The organism is Thermomonas sp., from assembly GCF_046293095.1.
GTDB lineage: Bacteria > Pseudomonadota > Gammaproteobacteria > Xanthomonadales > Xanthomonadaceae > Thermomonas.
The window spans coordinates 498390-518745 of sequence record NZ_JBKBPN010000002.1 but is presented as its reverse complement, the minus strand read 5'-3'; the positions used below and the strand labels follow the sequence as shown (position 1 = coordinate 518745).

Sequence of the window (20356 nt, the reverse complement as noted above, 5' to 3'; positions counted from 1 at the left end):
ATCGCTGCCCACCCCGCGATGCCCCAGCCCGACCTCCCCGCCTGGTTCGACGCGGACCGCGCCGCCTTCATGCAGTCCGGCGTGTCCATGAGTCTGGGCGCGCGCGATGCGCGGCTGCGGCCGTCGGTGACGCGCGGCGTGGGCTGCCGGGTGCTGCCGGGTGGTGAAGTGCGGCTGTTCGTGAACGGCCCGCAGGCCGGGACGCTGCTGGACGACATCGCCGCCACCGGCCAGGTCGCCGTGGTGTTCTCCAACATCGTCAGCCACCGCACCCTGCAGCTCAAGGCGACTGATGCGCGCCTGCAGGCACTCGACGCGGACGACCATGCCGCGGTGGACGCCTACACCCGGGCGTTCGCGGCCATCATCGTCGACTACGGCTATCCGGCAGCCATCCCGCAGGCGATCCTGCACGCGCCCCCGGCTGATCGCATCGCCATCGCCTGCCATCCGCACGAAGGCTTCGAGCAGACCCCCGGGCCACAGGCCGGTCAGCGCCTGGAGGGCGGCCGGTGAGCATCGACCTGTTCGCCATCCGCGAATGCATGGAGGGCGGCATCCCGGCGGTGGTCGCCACCTGCGCGGCGGACGGTACGCCCAACATCAGCTATGTCTCGCAGATCCATCTTGTGGATGCACGGCACGTGGCGCTGTCGTTCCAGTTCTTCAACAAGACCCGCCAGAACGTGCTGGCCAACCCGCAGGCCACCGCGTTCGTCATCAATCCCGAAAGCGGCGCGCGCTACCGGTTGCAGTTGCGCTACCTGCGCACGGAAAGCGAAGGCCCGCTGTTCGAGACCATGAAGGCGCGGCTGGCCGGCATCGCCTCACACTCGGGCATGAGCGGCGTGTTCCACCTGCGCGGCAGCGACGTCTATGCGGTGGAGGACGTGGCGGCGGTGGACGACGCCCCGGCCGCCCCGCTGCGTCACAAGCGGCTGCTGCCGCGCGTGCGCGAGGCCGCCGCGCAGCTCGCGCGCGCGGACACCATGTCCGGGCTGTTCGAAACCCTACTGGAAGCGCTGGACGCCCGCTTCGACATTCACCACGCGATGGTGCTGCTGCGCGACCGCGGCCGCGGGCGGCTGTTCGTGGTGGCCAGCCGCGGGTATGCCAGCTCGGGCGTGGGCTCGGAGATCCCCGACGGTGCCGGCGTCATCGGCGTCGCCGCGCAGCAAGGCGTACCCATCCGCATCAACTACAGCGCCGCCGACTACGCCTACGGCCGCGCCGTGCGCGACAGCGCGCTGGCGCGCGGGCTGGCCGACCCGCTGGAGATGGCCATCCCGTTCCCGGGCCTGGCCGAACCCGGCAGCCAGCTGGCCGTGCCGGTGCTGCTGGGCGACGAGGCGATCGGCCTGCTGTATGTGGAAAGCCCGGAGGAAGGCCGCTTCAACCACGACGACGAGGACGCGCTGGCCAGCCTGGCCGGCACGCTGGCGTGGGCGATCCGGGCGCTGGAGGACTGCGCAGACGCCGAGGACGACGCTCCCGCCGCGCAGGCCGCGGCGCCGGATGCCGCCGACGCCGCGCCGCTGCAGGTGCGCCGCTACGCGCGCGACAACAGCCTGTTCCTCGACGACGACTACCTGATCAAGGGCGTCGCCGGCGCCATCCTGTGGCGCCTGCTGCAGGCCTACACCCGCGACGGCCGGGTGGATTTCTCCAACCGCGAACTGCGACGCGACCCGGCCATCGGGCTGCCGGACATTACCGACAACCTCGAAGCGCGACTGATCCTGCTGGGCAAGCGGCTGGCCGAGCGCGGCGGCGCCCTGCGGCTGGAAAAAACCGGCCGCGGGCGCCTGCGCCTGCACGTGGACCGGCGGGTCACCCTGCTGGAGATGGCCTGAGTCCCGCTCAGGCGGCGTCGGCCAGTGCCACGGGCTCGCCCAGCGCCGCGGCCAGGTGGCGCTGCGCCGGGGCGTCCAGCAACGGCAGCACCGACGCATACAGCCCCGCGAACGCCTCTGGCGGCAGCGCCTGGCGCAGCCCGCCCAGCAGCTTGGCACGGTCGCGGGTGGGCACTGCCGGCAGCATGGCGTGCAGGTACAGCGCCTTTTTCTCCGGCGGCAGCGCGGCCACCAGCGCCTGTTCGATGGCCAGGATCTCAGCGTCGCTGTACATCGCCCACAGCACCGCGTTGTGGTGGTCTTCTTCGTGGCGCATGTGGGTGAGATTGTCCTGCACGAACAGGTCGAACATCACGTACAGGCGCTGCGCCAACGGCTCACGCTCGCCCGGCGCGGCAGCCACCAGGGTGGCGCAGGCCGCGGCCAGCACGTCGATGTCGTCCTCGTGGTGCGCGTGCTCCTCTGCGATGCGGCGGGTAGAGCCGGGCGCGCGGGCCTCCATCGCGGTGTGCACGAAGGCGTTCTCGGACGCGAGGTGGCCGCGCATCATCGCCAGCGTGGTGGCAACCTCGGCCTCCAGCTCGCGCAAGCTGGGCTCGTCGTCCACGTCCAGCTGGCCGATGGCGACCAGCGTGCGGGACAGGCGGGCGCGCAGCGCCTTGTGGATGACTTCGTACATGTTGTAGCGGGACTGCGATTGCATGGGAACTCCAGGGAAAAGCGATCGAAAAGGGATCCGACCGGACACAGCCGGCCAGCGCGAGCAGGCTATCGACCTGCTTCCGGTTTCGTTGCTAAGGAGTGCCTAAGGGTTTCCTAAATCTTTGCTAAAACGCGGAACGGCGCGCCTGCCGCGGCCACGCATCGACACCCGCGCCCCGCGTCGGCAAGAATGACGGGTCGCCCCACTGGATCCTCGCCATGCCCCTTGCCCTGCCCCGCCGCCTCGGATGGCTCGCCGCCACGGTTGTGGCAATCGGGTTGCTGGCGCTGTGGGGCGTGGCCAAGTTGCGTGGGCCGGTCCTACCGGGCTACGCGGTGCAAGCCGGCCCGCTGGTGCAGAACGTGGTGGCCACCGGCCGCGTGGCCGCACCGTCGCGGGTGCAGGTGGGCCCGGAGATCACCGGACTGGTGCTGGAGCGCCGGGTGATGGAGGGCGACCGGGTGGCACCGGGCGATGTGCTGGTCGTGCTGCGCGCGCGCGACCTGGAAGCCCGCCGTGACCAGGCCCGCGCCGCCCTGGCTGCACTGCGTCAGGCCGAACGCCCCGACGCCGAGGCTCGCCTGCGCCAGGCGCGGGCGCAGCTGGCCCAGGCCGAACGCGACTATGCCCGCCGCCGTGAACTGGGGCAGCGCCAGCTGGTGGCGCCCGAGAGCGTGGAGCAGGCCGCGCAGGCCGTGGTGGCCGCGCGCGCCGCGGCCGAACAGGCGCGGCTGGCGGTGGACGCACTGGCCGGGGGCGCCCGTGAAGCGCTGGCGCGCGAAGAGCTGGCCGCCGCCGAAGCCGCGCTGGCCCGTGCGGTGATCCGCGCCACCGTGGCCGGCACCGTGCTGACCCGCGGCGTGGAGCCCGGCGACACCGTGCGCCCCGGCAACGTGCTGCTGGAGATCGCCGCCGACGCGCCGGGCGAGGTCCTGCTGCCGGTGGACGAGAAGAACATCGCGCGGTTGCGGGTGGGCCAGCGCGCCACCTGCATCGCCGACGCCTTCCCCGGCCGGCCGTTCGCGGCCACCGTGCACCACATCGCGCCGGGCGTGGACCCTGCGCGCGGCACGGTGGACGTGCGCCTGCGGATCGACCCCAAGGCCGACTTCGTGCGCCAGGACATGACCGTCACCGTCACCGTGCTGACCGGCCAGCGCAAGAGCGCCTTGGCGGTGCCCAACGATGCCCTGCTCGACGCGCGCGACGGCAGCGACCGCGCCACGGTCCTCGTCGTGCGCGACGGCCGCGTGCGCCGCACCGTGGTGACGCTGGGCCTGCGCGGGCTGGCGATGAGCGAAGTGGTGGCGGGCCTGCGCGCCGGCGACCACGTGGTGGCCGCCAGTGCACTGGGCGCCGACGCGCTGCCGGCCGACGGCGACCGCGTGCGCATCGCGGCCCAGGCGCTGCCGGCCGGCGATTCCGCCACCCGCCGCGAGCTGCCCGTGAAGTTCAACTGAGCGATGTGGATCGAGATCACCATCGCCATGCGGTTCCTGCGCCAGGGGCGCGGGCAGTCGCTGCTGATCCTGTTCGGCATCGCCGTGGGCGTGTCGGTGATCGTGTTCGTCACCGCGCTGATCTCCGGCCTGCAGGCCAACATCATCCAGCGCACGCTGGGCACGCAGGCGCACATCCGGGTGCAGGCGCCGGATGAAGTGAACCGCATCGCGCCCGCCCCGCCCGGCACCTTGCAGCTGGTGCTGGAAGACCGCCGCGCGCAGGCGCTGCGCACCATCGTGAACTGGCCGCAGGTGCGCGACGTGCTGGACCGGCTGCCCGGCATCACCGCGGTGTCGCCAGTGGTGTCGGGCCCGGCGTTCGGCCGCCGCGGCGAGGCGGTGCAATCCATCGCGCTGGTGGGCGTGGACCTGCTGCGCTACCTGCGGGTGATCCCACTGGACCGCAACATGGTGGACGGCCGGCTGGACCTGGGCTCCGGCAACGCGGTGATCGGCCGCCAGCTGGCCAAGGACCTGGGCCTGCGCACCGGCGGCAAGCTGCGCATCGACGCCGGCAAGGGCCGCGAGGCCATCGTCAACGTCGCCGGCATCTTTGAACTGGGCGTGCGCGAACTGGACGCGCGCTACGTCTACCTCGACCTCAAGCAGGCGCAATCGCTGCTGGCCCTGCCCGGCGGCGTGACCGTCATCGACGTCACCGTGGCCGACCTGTTCGGCGCGGACCGCAGCGCCGCGCGCATCCGTGGCCTGACCCGGCTGAAGGCGGAAAGCTGGATGGAGACCAACGCGCAGCTGATGAACGCGCTGAGCTCGCAGAGCATGTCCACCCGGATGATCAGCGTGTTCGTGGCGATGTCGGTGGCGCTGGGTATCGCCAGCGTGCTGGCGGTCAGCGTGACCCAGCGCACACGCGAGATCGGCATCCTGCGCGCGATGGGCACGCGGCGCGGGCAGATGCTGCGCGTGTTTCTGGTGCAGGGCGCGGTGCTGGGCCTCGTCGGCTCGCTGATCGGCGCACTGGCGGGCCTGGGCCTGGTCGGCGCGTTCAACACGTTCGGCCCGAAGCTGTTCTATATCCCGCTGCCGCCGGCACTGATCCCGGCGGCCATGGCGCTGGCCACGGTGGCCGGCGTGGTGGCCGCGGCCGTGCCCGCATCGCGCGCGGCCAAGCTGGACCCGGTGGAGGCCATCCGCCATGCCTGACCGGCGCGAAGTGCTGCGGCTGGAAGGCCTGCGCAAGTCCTACAACATCGGCCAGCCGAACGAAGTCGAGGTATTGCACGGCATCGACCTGCGGGTGGACAGCGCCGATTTCGCCGCGCTGGTGGGGCCCTCGGGCTCGGGCAAGAGCACCCTGCTCAACCAGATCGGCCTGCTGGATTCGCCCACCGCCGGGGAGCTTTATCTGCTCGGCCAGCCCACCCGCACGATGGACGACGAGGCGCGGACTGCCGCGCGCGGCAGGCACATCGGCTTCGTGTTCCAGTTCCATCATTTGATAGGTGCGTTCACCGCGCTGGAAAACGTGCTGATGCCGCTGATGGTGGCGCACGGCAAGCCCGACCGCGACGCGCTGGATCGCGCCCGCGCCCTGCTGGCTGACGTGGGGCTGGAAAAACTGGCCGACCGCAAACCCGACCAGCTTTCCGGCGGCCAGCAGCAGCGCGTGGCGATTGCCCGCGCGCTGGTTACGCGGCCGGCGCTGCTGCTGGCGGACGAGCCCACCGGCAACCTCGACACCAGGACCGCAGCGGACGTGTTTACCCTGCTGCGCCGGTTCAATGAACAATTCGGCTGCGCCGTCCTCGTGGTCACCCACGATCCGCGCCTAGCCGAGACCTGCGACCGCACGATCCAGCTGGTGGACGGTCGCATCGACAGCGATAGCGCCGGCATGGCAGCCAACCCGCCGCAGGTTTGACGGCACAGGCGCGGCATGTGCCCCATGCCTCACGGGGCGATGCCTCTGCCTTCTTCACGCCCCTGCCCCGCCCCGCGCTGTGGCTCGCCTGCCGGATCTGCGCAACGCAGCGGATCAACCGCGGAAAGTGCGCAGATGCACGCTGGTCTCGGTGGCACTGACGCCCGGGATCCTGCGGATACGCTCCAGCGTACGCGACAGGGCGTCCAGATCGTCGACGCGCAGCTCGGCCAGCAGGTCCCAGCGCCCGTTGGTGTCATGCAGGGCCGCCACGCCGGGCTCGCCCAGCAAAGCGCGCACCACCGACTGCTGGTTGCCCTCAACCGCCACCGACATCCAGGCACGGATTTCGGCGGGCGCGCGGTCCGGCCGCAGACGCACCGTGTAGCCGGTAATCACCCCCTCCCGCTGCAGCCGCTCCATGCGGTTGCTGACGGTGCCACGCGATACACCCAGGCGCTGCGCCAGCGCCGCTACCGGCAGGCGTGCGTCCTGGCGAAGGGCGGCAATCAGCGCGTGATCGAGCTGGTCCATTGCAATATGGCAATCATCATTGTCATTGTGATATACAAATTAGCATTTATTACACATTTTTGCCATTTCGGATTGACAGCAGTCTCCGGGAAAATGACGGCATCACCGCAATCGTCGTCTGGAGGCACTATGACCACCCTACTCACCATCCAGGACATCCGCCGCATGGTGGCCATCCACGGCGTCGCGGAAATGACCCGCCGCCTGGTCGGCTACCTGGAAGCCGATTTCCGGCGTTGGCAGTCCTTCGACAAGACCGCACGCACGGCCGCCCACTCGCCGGTGGGCGTGATCGAGCTGATGCCCGTGGCCGACGACCATGAATACAGCTTCAAATTCGTCAATGGCCATCCGGGCAACACGGCATTCGGCTTGCCGACGGTCATGGCCTTCGGCGCGCTGGCCGACGTGGCCACTGGCCAGCCCACCGTCCTCAGCGAGCTGACCATCACCACCGCCATCCGTACTGCCGCCACCTCGGTGATGGCGGCCAAATGCCTGGCGCGTCCCGACGCATCGCGCATGGCGCTGATCGGCAACGGCGCACAGAGCGAATTCCAGGCGCTGGCCTTCCACACCCTGCTGGGAATCGAGGAAGTGCGCCTGTTCGACATCGACCCGGCCGCCACCGACAAGCTGGCCGCCAATCTCGCCGTGATCGCACCGAAGCTGCGCGTGCTGCGTGCCGCCAGCACGGCCGACGCGGTCCGCGGCGCCGACATCGTCACCACGGCCACTGCCGACAAGACCAATGCGGTGATCGTGGATGCCGCGATGCTGGAGCCGGGCATGCACATCAACGCCATTGGTGGCGACTGCCCCGGCAAGACCGAGCTGGCCCCGGCTGTACTGGAGCGCGCCCGCGTGTTTGTGGAGTTCGAACCGCAAAGCCGCATTGAGGGTGAACTGCAGCAGATGCCCGCCGGGTTCACGGTCACCGAACTGTGGCAGGTGCTGGCCGGCCATGCCGAGGGGCGCCGCAACGCCGACGAGATCACCGTGTTCGATTCGGTGGGCTTCGCCCTGGAGGACTACTCCGCGCTGCGCCTGCTGCGCGATTGCGCCGCCGAGCTGAAGCTGGGCACCAAGATCGACCTGGTGCCGCAGATGGACAACCCCAAGGATCTGCTGGGCCACCTGCTGGGGCATCAGGCGTCGCGCGCCGCCGCCTGAGTAACCGCGGCCCGGCAGCTCGACGCACACCCCCGCCGTCCGCCTGCAGTGCAGCGCCGTTGGCGGACGCGGAAAAGCCGCAGGCCAGAGACAAGGCCCGCCCGGCGATGTGTTGCAACATCGCGATGGTGGACTTCCGTGGCGTGGCGTCCCCGCCTGACGGCAGCGTGGTGGCGCCGCGTTCCGGCTCTTGCGGTGGATGGGCGCGCCTGCCCGGCAGGCCGCTCGCGGCGCCCTCAATCCAGCCGATCGATTTCCCGCGTGGCGATCCGGGCGGCTGCCCGCAGCTGCTCCGCATAGCCGCTGCGGCCGGGTCCAGCATCCCGGGCCGCCATTTCCAGGCCGTTGGCATAAGCGGCCAGCAATTCGCGCGCATTGAACTGCTGGCGCAGGTCCTCCAGCGTGCGGGCCACGGCATCGCGCAGGTGCCAGTCCACGTTGGCCCCGGTTTCGGCCTGTTTGGCGATGTCCAGCAGTCTCAGGATGTGCGGGGTGACCAGACCGACGACGGTGGCTTTCATGGCAACGACCTGCGGGGGAACAGGATCGCGACGATACCCCAACGTGGCGTGGAGGACGCGTCGCGGCGGGATCAACCGGCCAGGCGCCAGCCCAGCGTTTCGCCCTGCGCCAGCGGCACCAGCGTGCGCTCGCCATAGGGCAGTTCGGCCGGGATCACCCAGTCGTCCTTGCGCAGCGTCACCGTGCCGTCGTTGCGCGGCAGGCGGTAGAAGTCCGCGCCGAAGTGGCTGGCGAAGCCTTCCAGACGGTCCAACCGGCCGGCGGCTTCGAACGCCGTGGCGTACAACTCCAGCGCATGCAGGCCGGTGTAGCAGCCGGCGCAGCCGCAGTCGGCTTCCTTGTCGCCGCGCGCGTGTGGCGCCGAGTCCGTGCCCAGGAAGAAGCGCGGATTGCCGCCGGTGGCGGCCTCCAGCAACGCCTGGCGGTGCAACTCGCGCTTCAGCACAGGCAGGCAGTAGTAGTGCGGGCGGATGCCGCCGGTGAACAGCGCGTTGCGGTTGTACAGCAGGTGGTGCGCGGTGATCGTGGCGGCAATCTCGCCCTCGGCGTCACGCACGTAGTGCGCCGCGTCCCGCGTGGTGATGTGCTCCAGCACCACGCGCAGCCCCGGAAAGTCCCGGCGCAGCGGGATCAGGATGTTCTCGATGAACACCTTCTCGCGGTCGAAGACGTCGATGTCGCGGTCGGTCACCTCGCCGTGGATCGTCAGCACCATGCCCGTCTCCTGCATGGCCTCCAGCGCCGCGCGGGCGTGGCGCAGGTCGGTGACGCCGGAATCGGAATTGGTGGTGGCCCCCGCCGGGTACAGCTTCACCGCATGCACGAAGCCGCTGGCCTTGGCGACGCGGATCTCCTCCGCCGGCGTGTTGTCGGTGAGGTACAGCGTCATCAGCGGCTCGAAGTCCGACCCCGCCGGCCGCGCCGCCAGGATCCGCTCCCGGTACGCCGCCGCCAGCGCCGTGGTGGTCACAGGCGGCCGCAGATTGGGCATCACGATGGCCCGGCGGAACTGCGCCGCCGTGTGCGGCAGCACCGCCTCCAGCAGCGCACCGTCGCGCAGGTGCAGGTGCCAGTCGTCGGGCCGGGCGATGGTCAGCGTGGTGCCGGCCGGCACCGCTGCAGGCGCGGGAACGTGATGGGAAAGCGAGGGCATGGGGGCTCCGGGGCCGTAACGGCTGACAGGGCGATTTTGCCAGAGCCGCCGGGTGCAGGACGCAGGAGACCCACGCCCGTGTCCGTCACCGCCGATGCAAGCCATTCCATCCTGAACCCTGCATCGCGGCTTACATGACACAGGGCCTTGCGGCAGTGATGCCGTCAGGAGCGGCTGGAAGAAGATGACCTCCGTCCCTTCACTACCCCGTACACCAGCAATGCGTCCATCAACAAAGCGACGATGCCGAACACGGCGCGGCCCTCCCATTCGGGGACCTGCGACACCGAGGGCGCGGTGAAGCTGCTGGACAGCTTGCGGGTGAAGGTGCGCTGACCGGGGCCGAAGGCGATCCAGTTGAAGGCCAGCAGGAAGGCGAGCAGTGCCACCCCGCCAGCCTTCGCGGCGACGCGCTGGAACCCCAACCCGAACAACACGATGCCGAGGCCGGCGGCGAGGAACACGGTGGACGCGCACAGGCCGAATACCCGGTAGGCGGCGGTCGGTGGCACCTTGCCTGGCAGCACGCCAAGCACCGACAGCAGGGCCACGGTGCCCAGCGCCGCGAAGCACAGGCCGAAGGGCACGGCGAGAATGCGGCCGATGCGGGAGGCGATAGGCGATGGGCGCACGGCGCGGGCTCCAGCCAAGACGGGACTGGCCACCAGCATGCCAGCGAAACGGCCGCATGTTCACGCGCCGGGCGATATCCGGCCCCGGCAACGGCACTGGGCACCTCCGCACCCTGCCCCGCCGCCCACGTCCGGACGGCGCGACGGTCGCCGCCTGGCGGGCAGGCCGCCGCGACGGCGAGGGCCCCGTCCGATCAGGTCAGCGCTTGCAGGTGTTGACGCCGATCAGCCGGTACAGCGGGCAGAAATTGAACACACCCGTGGCCAGCGGCACCACGCCGATCCACGCCCAGACCGGGCCACCGGTGGCGGCCCACGCGATCAACAGCAGGCCGACGATGATGCGCAGCCACTTATCGATGCCACCGACATTGGATTTCATGGGCAGATCCTCCGGAAGGTAGGCACAGCATGGCACGTCCTGAGGGCGGCAGCTTGATCGTGGTCAATCCCGGGCGTCCCTCCGGCGTCTTGGCCGGGCGCGCCGCGCCCGCCCTGCCAGGGCTGCTCGTCCCCGCGGACCGGACATGTGCCCGCTCCGCTGTGGGGAGAGCCTCACTGGACGCGGCCAGCGACCGGCTCAGTCGGCGTCGGCCGCGGCCTCCCGGCCCTGCTGGCGGATCAGGGCTTCCTCGCGCGCGTCGTTGATCGCCTGGCGCACGCCCTCGAGGTCCGGGGTGGTGTCGTCGGGGACGAAGACGCCGGTGAGCTCGGTGTCGGGCCGCAACTCGCCGGCCTCGTACAGCGCCCACATCTCTTCGCCGTACCAGGTGTCCAGCAGCTCGGGCGCGACCGCGCCGAGGTAGGCGGTGAGGTTGTTGACGTCGCGCAGCAACATGGCGCGCGCGGCGTTGTTGCCGGCGGCGCTGACCACCTGCGGGAAGTCGATGACGACCGGGCCGTCCGGTCCCACCAGCACGTTGTAGGCCGACAGGTCGCCGTGGACCAGCCCCACACAGAGCATCCTGACCACCTGCTGCACCAGGAACCGGTGGTACTCGCGCGCCTGGTCGGGCGTGAGGTCCACCTCGCCCAGCCGCGGCGCGGAGTGGCCTTCGGCATCGACCACCAGCTCCATCACCAGCACGCCGTGGAAGTACCCATACGGTTCCGGCACCCGCACGCCGGCATCGCGCAGCTGGTACAGCGCGTCCACCTCGGTATTCTTCCAGGCGGTTTCCTGCTGCTTGCGGCCGTACTTGGTGGCCTTGCCGATCGCCCGCGCCTCGCGGCTGCCTCGCACCTTGCGCCCTTCCTGATACTGCACGCGCTGCTGGAAACTGCGCTGCGCCATGTCCTTGTAGACCTTCGCACAGCGCACCTCGTCGCCCGCGCGCACCACGTAGACCGCGGCTTCCTTGCCGCTTTTGAGCGGCCGCATCACCGCGTCGATCACGCCGTCGTCGATCAACGGCTGCAGGGCTGGGGGCGTTTTCATCAGGTCTCTTAGCAGGGGAGCCAGCGCCGCACTGGCGGGGAACTCCGGGGCGACAGAGTGCCTGATCGCTACACTGTCTGTCCTCTTCCGCCGATGCCACCGCATGTCCGATCCAGTTCGACTGGCCAAACGCGTGGCCGAACTCGCCCACTGCTCGCGCACCGACGCCCAGCATTACATCAAGAACGGTTGGGTCCGCGTGGACGGCCGGGTGGTGGAAGACCCCGCACATCCGGTGTCGTCCGAAGCGGTCGTTGTAGACCCGGCGGCGCGCGTGGAGGCCGTCGAGCCGGCCACCCTCCTGCTGCACAAGCCCGCCGGCTTCGACACCATCAGCGGGCCCAGGCCCGCCGCCGCACTGGTCAGTCCGGCCTCGCGCTGGCCCGAGGATCCATCCGGGGTCGCGCTGCTGGAGCGCCACTTTCACCGCCTGACGCCGCTGGTGCCGCTGGACGCCGAGGCTAGCGGACTGATGGTGCTCACCCAGGATGGCCGGGTGTGGCGGCGGCTGACCGAGGACCGCGACGACATCGAGCAGGAGTACGTGGTGGAGGTACGCGGCGAGATCGCGCCCTACGGCCTGCGCAAGCTCAACCACGGCTTGCACTACAACGGCCGCCCGCTGCCGCCGTGCAAGGTCAGCTGGCAGAACGAAATCCGCCTGCGCTTCGCGCTGAAGGGCGTGCAGGGCGGCCAGCTGCGCCACATGTGCGCGCAGGTGGGGCTGGAGGTGGTGTCGATCCGCCGCCTGCGCATCGGCAAGGTGTCGCTGGCGAAGATGCCGGCGGGCCTGTGGCGCTACCTGCCGGTGGGCGAACGCTTCTAGTCCAGACCTGTCCGCGCCCGTCCGGGCCGGGCGGCCCGGTGCCAAGGGCGCATACTCCGGCAGCCGGCAGCGACCGCTGCCGTGCCAACGCCACGCAAGGAGCCGCACATGAGCAAGGGCATGGACCAGAAGAAGCAGGACAAGAAGAAACCGGCCAAGACGATGAAGGAAAAGAAGGCCGACAAGAAGGAAAAGAAGCTGGCAAAGGGGTGATGCCCGCCGGCCCGGCCCGGAGGCGCACGGTCGCCGCCCTGCCCCCGCACCGCTGCGTCCGTCCCGTCCCCACCGGTCATACGCCGATGCATGCCTTGCCACGGATCGCCAAGCTGCCGCCCCGTCGCTTGCGAACGTCCGACCAGAAGGAAGCGATTGCGATGGAGCACATCGGTGCCAGCATCCCCACGTTGCCTGGAAGGCGTCACCCGTGACGCCGCGCAAGGACCACGCCGCACGCATCGCCCATGACGTCCGCGGCGTCGCCGCGCTGGCAGTGGACGGCGTGGTGGGCGTGACCGGGATCGTCGAGCGCATGCACGCCACCATCGCGTCGATCCGGGCGCCGATCGGCCCACCGCATGCCAAGCCGGCGCGGGGCATCGCCGGCATGGTCTACCGCAATATCCGCGGCATGGCGCGCGGGGTGGGCTGGGGCCTGGACCGCGCGCTGGCACCACTCGCCGACGCACTTGGACCTGCATCCGACCCCCTGCAACGGGCGCACCTGGTCGCGGCCCTCAACGGCGTACTGGGGGACCGCTTGGCCGCGGCCGGCAATCCGCTGGCGATCCCCATGGCCATCCGCCAGGACGATCCCGGCGAACCGCCGCGTCCGCGCATCGCGCTGTTCCTGCACGGGCTGTGCATGCACGACCGCCAGTGGCCGCGCGGCGCGGGCAGCGCCGTTGCCGCGGTGCGCGCGCTCGGCTACACGCCGCTGTACCTGCACTACAACAGCGGCCGGGCGATCGCCGACAACGGCCGTGACCTGTCGGCCGAACTCGACGCGCTGCTGGCCGCGTGGCCCGCACCGCCCGCCGAGCTCGCCCTGGTCTGCCACAGCATGGGCGGCCTGGTCGCGCGCAGCGCCTGCGAACACGCGCGCCAAGCGGATGCGCCGTGGCTGGACCGGCTGCGGCATCTGGTCTTCCTGGGCACCCCGCACCACGGCGCCGTGCTGGAGCGCGTGGGCAAGCGCGTCGATGGCCTGCTGGGCCTCAGCCCGTACACGGCACCGTTCGTTGCGCTGGGTGGCACCCGCAGTGCCGGCATCCAGGACCTGGGGCACGGCCGCGTGACCGCCGACGGATCACCCGCCGCGCTGCCGGCGGGCGTGGCCTGCCACGCGATTGCCGGCACCCTCCGTCGCGGCGGCGACGGCCTGGTCTCGGTGGCCAGCGCACTGGCGCAGCGCGGGCCCGGGCTGGGCCCCATGGACAGGCGGGTCATCTGCAATGCCGGCCACCTCGCCCTGCTGGACCACGGCGAGGCGGTGGCTGCCATCGAGCGCTGGCTGGCCTGACTGTCGCGCCGCGTGCGGTTGCCGCGTCTGTTTGGCCGGCTCCTGCGTAGACCTCTGTGAAGCCCAGCCGCCTGCACAAGCGCCGCGACAGGACCACGCCACAATGCCCCCCGTGAGAGGACAGAATGCAAAGGAAACACGCCCTGCTGGCAGGCGTACTGGCAACTGCGCTATTGGGAGGCCCGGCCATGGCCGTTGAAACACCCCGCTACGCCACCGTCCTGCGCGATGGCGACCACGAACTGCGCGATTACCCCGCCCTGGTGGTGGCCGAGGTCACTGTCGAAGGCGACCAGAAAACCGCGGCCAACCGGGGCTTCCGCCTGCTGGCCAACTACATCTTCGGCGGCAACCGCAAGCGCGCGGAGATCGCCATGACCGCGCCGGTGGCGCAGCAGGCGGTGGGCGAGAAGATCGCGATGACCGCCCCGGTCGCGCAGGTGCCGGGCGCCGCGGGCACCTGGAAGGTGCGCTTCACCATGCCCAGCGCGTGGACGCTGGACACCCTGCCCGTTCCAAACGATGCGCGGGTCAGCCTGCAACGCATCGAGCCGGCCCGGCTGGCTATACGGCGGTTCTCCGGGCTGGCGCGGCCCGACGACGTGCAGGCGCAATCGGCGGCGCTGCTGGCATGGGTGCAGGCGCGCGGATTGCACCCCATCGGGCCGGTCACCCTGGCCCAGTACAACCCGCCGTGGACGCCGTGGTTCCTGCGGCGCAACGAAGTGATGGTGGACGTGGCGCGCTGACGCTGCGTGGCCGGGCGCAGCAACGCACCGGCAGGCTCAGCGGTCGTCCGGCGAAAACACGCAGACACCCAACCCGTCGCTCTTGGCGCGGTACATGGCGGCATCCGCGGCACGCAGGTAGTCATCGATGGTGGCCAGCCCGGCCGTGCTGCTGACCAGCCCGATGCTGGCAGTGACGTGCACGGCGTGCCCACCGATGTAGTACGGCGCGTCCAGCGCGGATGTGATCTGGCGGGCGCGCTGCACCGCTTCGGCCGGGTCGATGGCCTCCAGCAGCACGTTGAACTCGTCGCCGCTCATGCGCGCCACCAGGTCCACCGTGCGCACGCAGTCCTCCAGCCGGCGCGCCACCTGCTGCAGCAGCTGGTCGCCCGCGTGGTGGCCCAGGGTGTCGTTGACCGCCTTGAAGCGATTGAGGTCCAGCAGCAGCACCGCGAATGCCGTGGTGCCCCATCGCGCCGGAATGCCGGCATCGCCGCTGGCCTCGTGGCGGTGCAGCGCGATAGCGTGGGCCAGGCGCTCGCGGAACAGCGGCCGGCCCGGCAGGTTGGTGAGCGCGTCGTAGGAGCTGCCACGCTCGGCCAGGTCGCTCAGCGAACCGGCCATGCGCACGGCCACGCCGTCCTCGAACTCGGCCACGCCGCGCCAGTTCACCCACACCAGCCGCCCCGCCCCGTGGAAGGCGCGGAAATCCACCGAGAAGTTGGGGCTGTCGCCCGCCAGGTGCCGGCAATACGCGGACTGCACGCGGGCGCGGTCGTCAGGGTCGATGTGCTGCTGCAGGAAGCGCCAACCGCCGTCGTGCACCGGCGGCTGGTCCGCCAGTCCCAGGATCTCGTGGAAGCGCTCGGACACATGCAGCACGTCCGTGCGCAGATCCCAATCCCAGATACCGTCGTTGGAGCCGCGGGTGGCCAGCGCGTAGCGGTTGTCGGAACGCAGCAGCTCCAACTCGGTGTTCTTCTGCCGGGTCACGTCGATCATCAGGCCGATCATGCGGTTGGGCCGGCCCGGCTCCACCACCGCGCGGCACAGGTCGCGCACCCAGACAACCTCGCCGGACTTGGCGATCAGCCGGTAGCTCATTTCGTACGCGTAGCTGTGCGTCGCGTTGTACGCCGCCTCGTCGATGGCCAGGGCGTCGGGCAGGTCGTCGGGGTGCACGTGCGCACGCCAGAACCCCGGGTCCGCGCGCCACTCCTCCACCGAATAGCCGAACAAACGTTCGACCTGCGGGCTGAGGAAGGTGTTGCCCACGCCCCGCTCGGCCTCCCACACCACGCCATCGATGGTTTCCAGCAGGCGCAGGAAGCGCTGGCGCACTTCCACCAGCACCTGTTCGGTGACGTCGGTGATCTCGATCAGCACGCCCTGGCGGCTGATCACCCGCCCCGCTGCGTCCGATTCCGGGTGCAGCTGCAACCGCACCCAACGGAACTCGCCGTCGGCGAAGCGCAGCCGGAAAACCGGCATGCCCGCCCGCACTGGGCCTACGTCATCCGGGTGCACGTACTCCAGCAGCGAGCGCCCCAGCGCGGCCTCGACGGGATGGCCGGTGCGCGCCAACCACGCCGGGTTCAGGTAGGTGATTCCCCAATGCGCGTCCGTCTGCACCACCGCCTCGGGCAGCAGCTGCAGCAGGTGGCCGGACGGCGTGGTCGGGGCGGACATAGATCGCCATCGTCCCTGAGCGCCCGCGCCGCGTCCAGCACCGCCATGGCAGCCGCCGCTCGCACCGTTCACGTTCGTGCGCGTGCAAGGCGCCGCTGCACCTCTCTCACCCGCCTGCTGCCCCTAGTTGTTCCCCGCCGGCTCCTAGCCGATGGTCGACGCCGGCCTCGGCTTCACCTTGAGATCGCTGGGGCTGACCCCCGTCAGGGTGGCCTTGGCGGGCGTGCCGGCCGGCGGGTTGGCCTGCACCGTCTTCGGCGCCGCAGCGCGGGAGGCGGGCTTGTTGCTGTTCATGCTCTTGTAGGCCGGCTCCTTGGCGGTGGTCTGCCCCGGCGGCGGGCACGGCTTGTTGCTGTTCATGCCGCAATCGCCGGCAGCCGCGTCGACGCCATGGAACCCGACTACGAGCAGCGCCGCCGTGGCAGCGCGGATGAGGGACGCCTTCATGCCGTATCTCCGTCGTCGTGGCCGGACGGATGCCCGGCTGCACCCTACGTCCAACGGCGGGGTTCCCGCGAAGCGGTCATCCGCCGCTGGCCACGGTTCAGGCCCACGCACCGGCGTGCGCCGGGCAACCCCGCGGGCAGCCCCACAAGGCAACGGGGCCGGCGCCCACGACAGGCGCCGACCCCGTTACGGATACCGCAGGCGCGAGGCGTCTTCCCGACCGCCAGGCCAGCGCAGGCCCTGTCAGCCCGCCCGGTACAGCGCGCAGAGCTTGTTGCCGTCCGGGTCGCGGACGTAGGCCAGGTGCATGGCGCCCAGCGCGCCTTGGCGCGGGCCCGGCTTGTCCTCGATGGACGTGCCGCCGTGGGCTACCGCCACGTCGTGGAACTGCTGCACCTGCTCCGGCGAGGCGCACTTGAAGCCCACCGTGCCGCCGTTGGCATGGCAAGCCGGCTCGCCGTTGATGGGCTGGGTGACGCAGAACATGCTGCCGTCGTGTGGGTAGAACAGCCGCACGTGCCCGCTGCCCGACACGTTGCGGAGGGGCTCGCCGGCGCCCAGCAGGCCCAGCACCGCGTCGTAGAAGCGCTTGGAGCGCTCGATATCGTTGGACCCCACCATCACGTGACTGAACATACTATTGCTCCTGAGGAAAGCCGGCAGGATGCCGGGCGCGGCTGGAAAGTGTGGCAGTAACGCGGGCGGCGGGGCGATTGGATGCAACGGGCGTGCGGCGGACCGCTTCCCCGTTCCCGCTCACCCTGTGCAGGAAAATAATGCCGGGCGCCGCGCGGCGGGGCCGGCGGATGGAACCGGCCTGCCCAGCTCCTCAATCGGGCAAGGTGGGCGCAACGCGCAGGGAGCGCCCCCAGCGGATGTAGTGGTTCCGATATTCGCTTCGCCTGCCCCGCAACGTATCCTGCCCCGCCCTCCACCACACCGCTGCCATGGCCCTCCGCACGCTCCGCCTGATCGCCACGCTGTCTATCCTGCTGCTCACCGCCTGCCGCCAAGCGCCGCCGTACACCGGGGGCGATGTCGCGGAACTGCAGCGCATCGATATCGCCACGGGCCAGGGCGCCGTCGCGCAGGCCGGCGACGAAGTCAGCGTGCACTACACCGGCTGGCTCTACGACCAGCACGCGCCCGACAAGCGCGGCCGGAAATTCGACAGCTCCCGCGACCGCGGCCAGCCGTTCGTGTTCCTGCTGGGCGCAGGGCGCGTCATCCGCGGCTGGGACGACGGCGTGGCCGGCATGCGGGTGGGCGGCAAGCGCGAACTCCGCATCCCCGCCAACCTGGGCTACGGCAAGGACGGCGCGGGCGACGTCATCCCGCCGGGCGCGTCGCTGGTGTTCGAGGTGGAGCTGCTGGGCGTGCGCAGGTGAGGTGACCTCGCCGAGGTCAGATGCACTTCCCACACAGAAGTGGCGCACCCCCTGACCCGCCACGCCTGCCTTGACCGATGGGCCACCGGCGCAACGTCTCTGCAGGGCACCTAAACTTCGTCGCGATCAACCCGATCGTTGCCCATTCTGAACCTTACTCGGCTTGGTGATCCAGCACCATCTGCACCGCCCGCTCCCGTACCGCGGGTTAGTGCCGGTTCTCTGTGTTCATACTCCAATCTTCTCAAAGTTTGGAGCCTCCGAGAAAGCCGGGGCGGTTCAGTTCACTTCCCGACTCTCAACTGGCCGAGAGATCAGCGACTCCCACCGCCCGCAAGTAGTCATACACCGGGTCGTAGAACGCCGGCGCGCGGGTGGGGTCAGTCTCGTCGCCCTGCGGCACCACAATCACCGTGCCCTGCCGGGAACGAGTTAGCAGCACGCGGTAGGCGTTGACGAGATAGGCTCGGCGGTCGTCTTTATGGATGTTGGTCCAACGGTCACCGATGAAGCTGTGGCAGGTCCACGCGTTTCCAGCATGGCGCAGGTCGCCATCCCACACCACGCAAGTCCAGTCGAGTTCCAAGCCCTGTACCTGAAACTCGGTGGCGACGTCTTCGAGGTAGTAAGAGGAACGTGTGTCCTCCTTGCCGGCCAAAAACCAGTGCACGGGATCGACCTTCACACGCACGTCGATAGCGTGAGGGCGCAGCCGCTGCGCTCCGGACGACACCACAATGCCGTAGCGCTCACTACCGCGGGCCCGTGCACGCAGCCACGCCTTGGCTGCCGCAAGGTCGCGTGTGACGCGAAGCGGGAAGCGGGCCGTGGCCTTTGGCAGCAGTGACTTGGCGCCGTCAACGTCGAGGTCGAGCAGTCGGTTCACGAACTCAGAGTAGCGTTCCGAGCGGAACGAGCGCACAGAGGCAGCCAGATGCAGGGATGACGACTCGTGCAGCTTCTTGCGGGACTGCACGTGCGTCTTGAGCACGGCTACGGTGGCGTCGTCCTGCCCCAGCTCGGGCGAGACATACACCTCCCACTCAGGGAAGCGACGCTCGACCGAGCTCAACCATTCGGCAATGCCAGCCTCGCCGGTGTTGATCTCCTGCCCATTACCGACCAAGCACACCACCACCGCCCACGTAGGGTGGCGGTCGAGGCAGGAGATCAGAAACTCCGGCTCCGAAAGGTCGAAACCCGCCTGCCCGCGCTTGCGCTGCATGAATCGGGCCGTCTGTTCGCGGTTCCACGCGCGCTGGGCCTCGTCGAAGATCGCGACATGATCGATGGGTGGCGCGGTGTCGGCTAACCCGTCGTCACGGAAATGATGGACGCTCTGGATGAAGCTCTTGACCTGCCGGCGCGCCTCGCCGATGCCAAGCGCCCGCCCCTGCTCTTTTTCGCGGCGTACGCGGTCGCGCGCCAAGGCCTCTTGCAGCACTTGCACCAAAGGCCCATTGCCCGTGAGGTAGACGGCGTGAAGCTCGGCCTCGGCATTGGTGCTCTGCGTGGCGACGTCGAGCCCCACCAGCGTCTTGCCCGCGCCGGGCACCCCGGTCACAAAGCAAATCGCCTTGCGGCCCTGCTCGCGGGCCTGCGTGATCACTTGGCTGATAAAGCCCGAAGTCTGGGCGAGGTTGGCCGCATCGCTGCGCGAGATGTCGGCCACGTCATGCCGGGCATAGAGCGCTATCGCAGCCTCGACGATGGTGGGCGTAGGCTTGTAACGACCGCGCACCCACGCATCAGCATCGATGGCCGGCCCATCGGCTAGTTCCAGTGCCAAAGCGATGCCATGCCCCAAGGTCTTGGGCGTGCAGCGCATCGGCAGAAACAAGTTCGGCGCGGCAGCGTCCATCGCCGCCTGTACGGAAACGGAGCGAGCCTCCGTGGCGACTAGGATCGGCACCACCGGCAGGTCGTGGCTGGTCTCGTGGAAGTGCTTGAGGTCGAGCGCGTAGTCGACCACCTGGTCGAGATCAGCGGCACAAAAAGCATTGGCGCCGACCTTGAACTCGATGACGAACACAGCATGGTGAAGAATCAGAACCGCGTCGATACGCCGACCAAGGCGGGGCACATCGAACTCAAGAAACAGATACCCCTCGAAATCGATTGGCGCCAAAGCTTCTCGAAGGCATTCGATGCTTCCCTCCCATGCGGAGACTTGTGTTTGATCAATGCTGAATGCCGAGCGCCGAGTCAGCTCTCCAAGCACGGTCCGCGAGTCAGCGACCAAAAATTCGGCGAGCGGCCGTCCATAACCGTAGCGGCGATAGCCGCTCGAAGAAGTCTGCGCGGGTTCCATAGCGCCTCCTGAGTCTGACGCCAGGATAGCGGAAGCGACACGACTCGGAGCCG

21 protein-coding genes are annotated in these 20356 nt (G+C 69.7%); 10 read left to right on the top strand and 11 right to left on the bottom strand.

The window, feature by feature from the left end; all coding sequences use genetic code 11:
* Positions 1-18: 18 nt before the first annotated feature.
* Together ACK4SG_RS05845 and ACK4SG_RS05840 are read left to right on the top strand one after the other, a co-directional pair.
* Positions 19-516 carry a hypothetical protein gene (locus ACK4SG_RS05845; RefSeq protein WP_409600621.1) on the top strand — a complete coding sequence of 166 codons (498 nt, stop codon included), beginning with the start codon at positions 19-21 and terminating at the stop codon, positions 514-516.
* Positions 513-1853, top strand: coding sequence for a GAF domain-containing protein (locus ACK4SG_RS05840; protein WP_409600619.1), 1341 nt, complete (start codon positions 513-515; stop codon positions 1851-1853). Before ACK4SG_RS05845 ends, ACK4SG_RS05840 begins: the two co-directional genes overlap by 4 nt.
* A gap of 7 nt (positions 1854-1860) precedes the next feature.
* Here ACK4SG_RS05840 and ACK4SG_RS05835 read toward each other — a convergent pair whose 3' ends face one another.
* Positions 1861-2556, bottom strand: a complete 696-nt coding sequence (locus ACK4SG_RS05835) for a hypothetical protein (RefSeq protein ID WP_409600617.1) — start codon at positions 2554-2556, stop codon at positions 1861-1863.
* 218 nt (positions 2557-2774) lie between these two features.
* Here ACK4SG_RS05835 and ACK4SG_RS05830 point away from each other — a divergent pair, with 218 nt between their 5' ends.
* From ACK4SG_RS05830 to ACK4SG_RS05820, 3 genes are read left to right on the top strand one after another with little or no spacing between them, the layout of a single operon-like run.
* Complete coding sequence (locus ACK4SG_RS05830; protein ID WP_409600615.1) at positions 2775-4016, top strand: efflux RND transporter periplasmic adaptor subunit; 1242 nt, start codon at positions 2775-2777, stop codon at positions 4014-4016.
* A gap of 3 nt (positions 4017-4019) precedes the next feature.
* Positions 4020-5222 carry an ABC transporter permease gene (locus ACK4SG_RS05825; protein WP_409600613.1) on the top strand — a complete coding sequence of 401 codons (1203 nt, stop codon included), beginning with the start codon at positions 4020-4022 and terminating at the stop codon, positions 5220-5222.
* Complete coding sequence (locus ACK4SG_RS05820; protein WP_409600611.1) at positions 5215-5940, top strand: ABC transporter ATP-binding protein; 726 nt, start codon at positions 5215-5217, stop codon at positions 5938-5940. Before ACK4SG_RS05825 ends, ACK4SG_RS05820 begins: the two co-directional genes overlap by 8 nt.
* A gap of 114 nt (positions 5941-6054) precedes the next feature.
* On the opposite strand, the gene ACK4SG_RS05815 is transcribed toward ACK4SG_RS05820, so the two are convergent.
* Entirely contained in the window at positions 6055-6474 is a 420-nt protein-coding gene (locus tag ACK4SG_RS05815) for an Lrp/AsnC family transcriptional regulator (RefSeq protein ID WP_409600609.1), read from the bottom strand.
* A 129-nt stretch (positions 6475-6603) separates the two neighbouring features.
* Here ACK4SG_RS05815 and ACK4SG_RS05810 point away from each other — a divergent pair, with 129 nt between their 5' ends.
* On the top strand, positions 6604-7647 hold the full coding sequence (locus ACK4SG_RS05810; protein WP_409600607.1) for an ornithine cyclodeaminase: 1044 nt from the start codon (positions 6604-6606) through the stop codon (positions 7645-7647).
* A gap of 236 nt (positions 7648-7883) precedes the next feature.
* Here the strand turns inward: ACK4SG_RS05810 and ACK4SG_RS05805 are convergent, their stop codons facing one another.
* From ACK4SG_RS05805 to ACK4SG_RS05785, 5 genes are all read right to left on the bottom strand, one after another.
* Positions 7884-8168 (bottom strand): hypothetical protein, encoded by a 285-nt coding sequence (locus ACK4SG_RS05805; protein WP_409600605.1) that lies wholly within the window; start codon positions 8166-8168, stop codon positions 7884-7886.
* 71 nt (positions 8169-8239) lie between these two features.
* On the bottom strand, positions 8240-9322 hold the full coding sequence (gene pyrC / locus ACK4SG_RS05800) for a dihydroorotase (protein ID WP_409600603.1): 1083 nt from the start codon (positions 9320-9322) through the stop codon (positions 8240-8242).
* 164 nt (positions 9323-9486) lie between these two features.
* Positions 9487-9954, bottom strand: a complete 468-nt coding sequence (locus tag ACK4SG_RS05795; protein ID WP_409600601.1) for a hypothetical protein — start codon at positions 9952-9954, stop codon at positions 9487-9489.
* Positions 9955-10153: 199 nt separating this feature from the next.
* A complete protein-coding gene (locus ACK4SG_RS05790) occupies positions 10154-10336 on the bottom strand; it encodes a DUF2892 domain-containing protein (protein ID WP_409600599.1) in 183 nt (60 codons plus the stop codon).
* Positions 10337-10534: 198 nt separating this feature from the next.
* On the bottom strand, positions 10535-11392 hold the full coding sequence (locus tag ACK4SG_RS05785) for a PA4780 family RIO1-like protein kinase (protein ID WP_409600597.1): 858 nt from the start codon (positions 11390-11392) through the stop codon (positions 10535-10537).
* Between the two features lie 103 nt (positions 11393-11495).
* Here ACK4SG_RS05785 and ACK4SG_RS05780 point away from each other — a divergent pair, with 103 nt between their 5' ends.
* From ACK4SG_RS05780 to ACK4SG_RS05770, 3 genes are all read left to right on the top strand, one after another.
* The gene (locus ACK4SG_RS05780) at positions 11496-12218 is read left to right on the top strand and encodes an rRNA pseudouridine synthase (protein ID WP_409600595.1); all 723 of its coding nucleotides are present in this window, start codon (positions 11496-11498) and stop codon (positions 12216-12218) included.
* Positions 12219-12642: 424 nt separating this feature from the next.
* On the top strand, positions 12643-13737 hold the full coding sequence (locus ACK4SG_RS05775) for an esterase/lipase family protein (protein ID WP_409600593.1): 1095 nt from the start codon (positions 12643-12645) through the stop codon (positions 13735-13737).
* Between the two features lie 188 nt (positions 13738-13925).
* The gene (locus ACK4SG_RS05770) at positions 13926-14486 is read left to right on the top strand and encodes an SOUL family heme-binding protein (protein ID WP_409600591.1); all 561 of its coding nucleotides are present in this window, start codon (positions 13926-13928) and stop codon (positions 14484-14486) included.
* A gap of 36 nt (positions 14487-14522) precedes the next feature.
* On the opposite strand, the gene ACK4SG_RS05765 is transcribed toward ACK4SG_RS05770, so the two are convergent.
* From ACK4SG_RS05765 to ACK4SG_RS05755, 3 genes are all read right to left on the bottom strand, one after another.
* Complete coding sequence (locus ACK4SG_RS05765; RefSeq protein WP_409600589.1) at positions 14523-16157, bottom strand: PAS domain-containing protein; 1635 nt, start codon at positions 16155-16157, stop codon at positions 14523-14525.
* 144 nt (positions 16158-16301) lie between these two features.
* Entirely contained in the window at positions 16302-16604 is a 303-nt protein-coding gene (locus tag ACK4SG_RS05760; protein WP_409600587.1) for a hypothetical protein, read from the bottom strand.
* A gap of 243 nt (positions 16605-16847) precedes the next feature.
* Positions 16848-17240, bottom strand: a complete 393-nt coding sequence (locus tag ACK4SG_RS05755) for a VOC family protein (protein WP_409600585.1) — start codon at positions 17238-17240, stop codon at positions 16848-16850.
* A gap of 311 nt (positions 17241-17551) precedes the next feature.
* On the opposite strand from ACK4SG_RS05755, the gene ACK4SG_RS05750 reads away from it, so the two are divergent.
* Complete coding sequence (locus ACK4SG_RS05750; RefSeq protein WP_409600583.1) at positions 17552-17992, top strand: FKBP-type peptidyl-prolyl cis-trans isomerase; 441 nt, start codon at positions 17552-17554, stop codon at positions 17990-17992.
* Positions 17993-18290: 298 nt separating this feature from the next.
* Here ACK4SG_RS05750 and ACK4SG_RS05745 read toward each other — a convergent pair whose 3' ends face one another.
* Positions 18291-20303 carry a DUF2075 domain-containing protein gene (locus tag ACK4SG_RS05745; protein WP_409600581.1) on the bottom strand — a complete coding sequence of 671 codons (2013 nt, stop codon included), beginning with the start codon at positions 20301-20303 and terminating at the stop codon, positions 18291-18293.
* Positions 20304-20356: the final 53 nt, after the last annotated feature.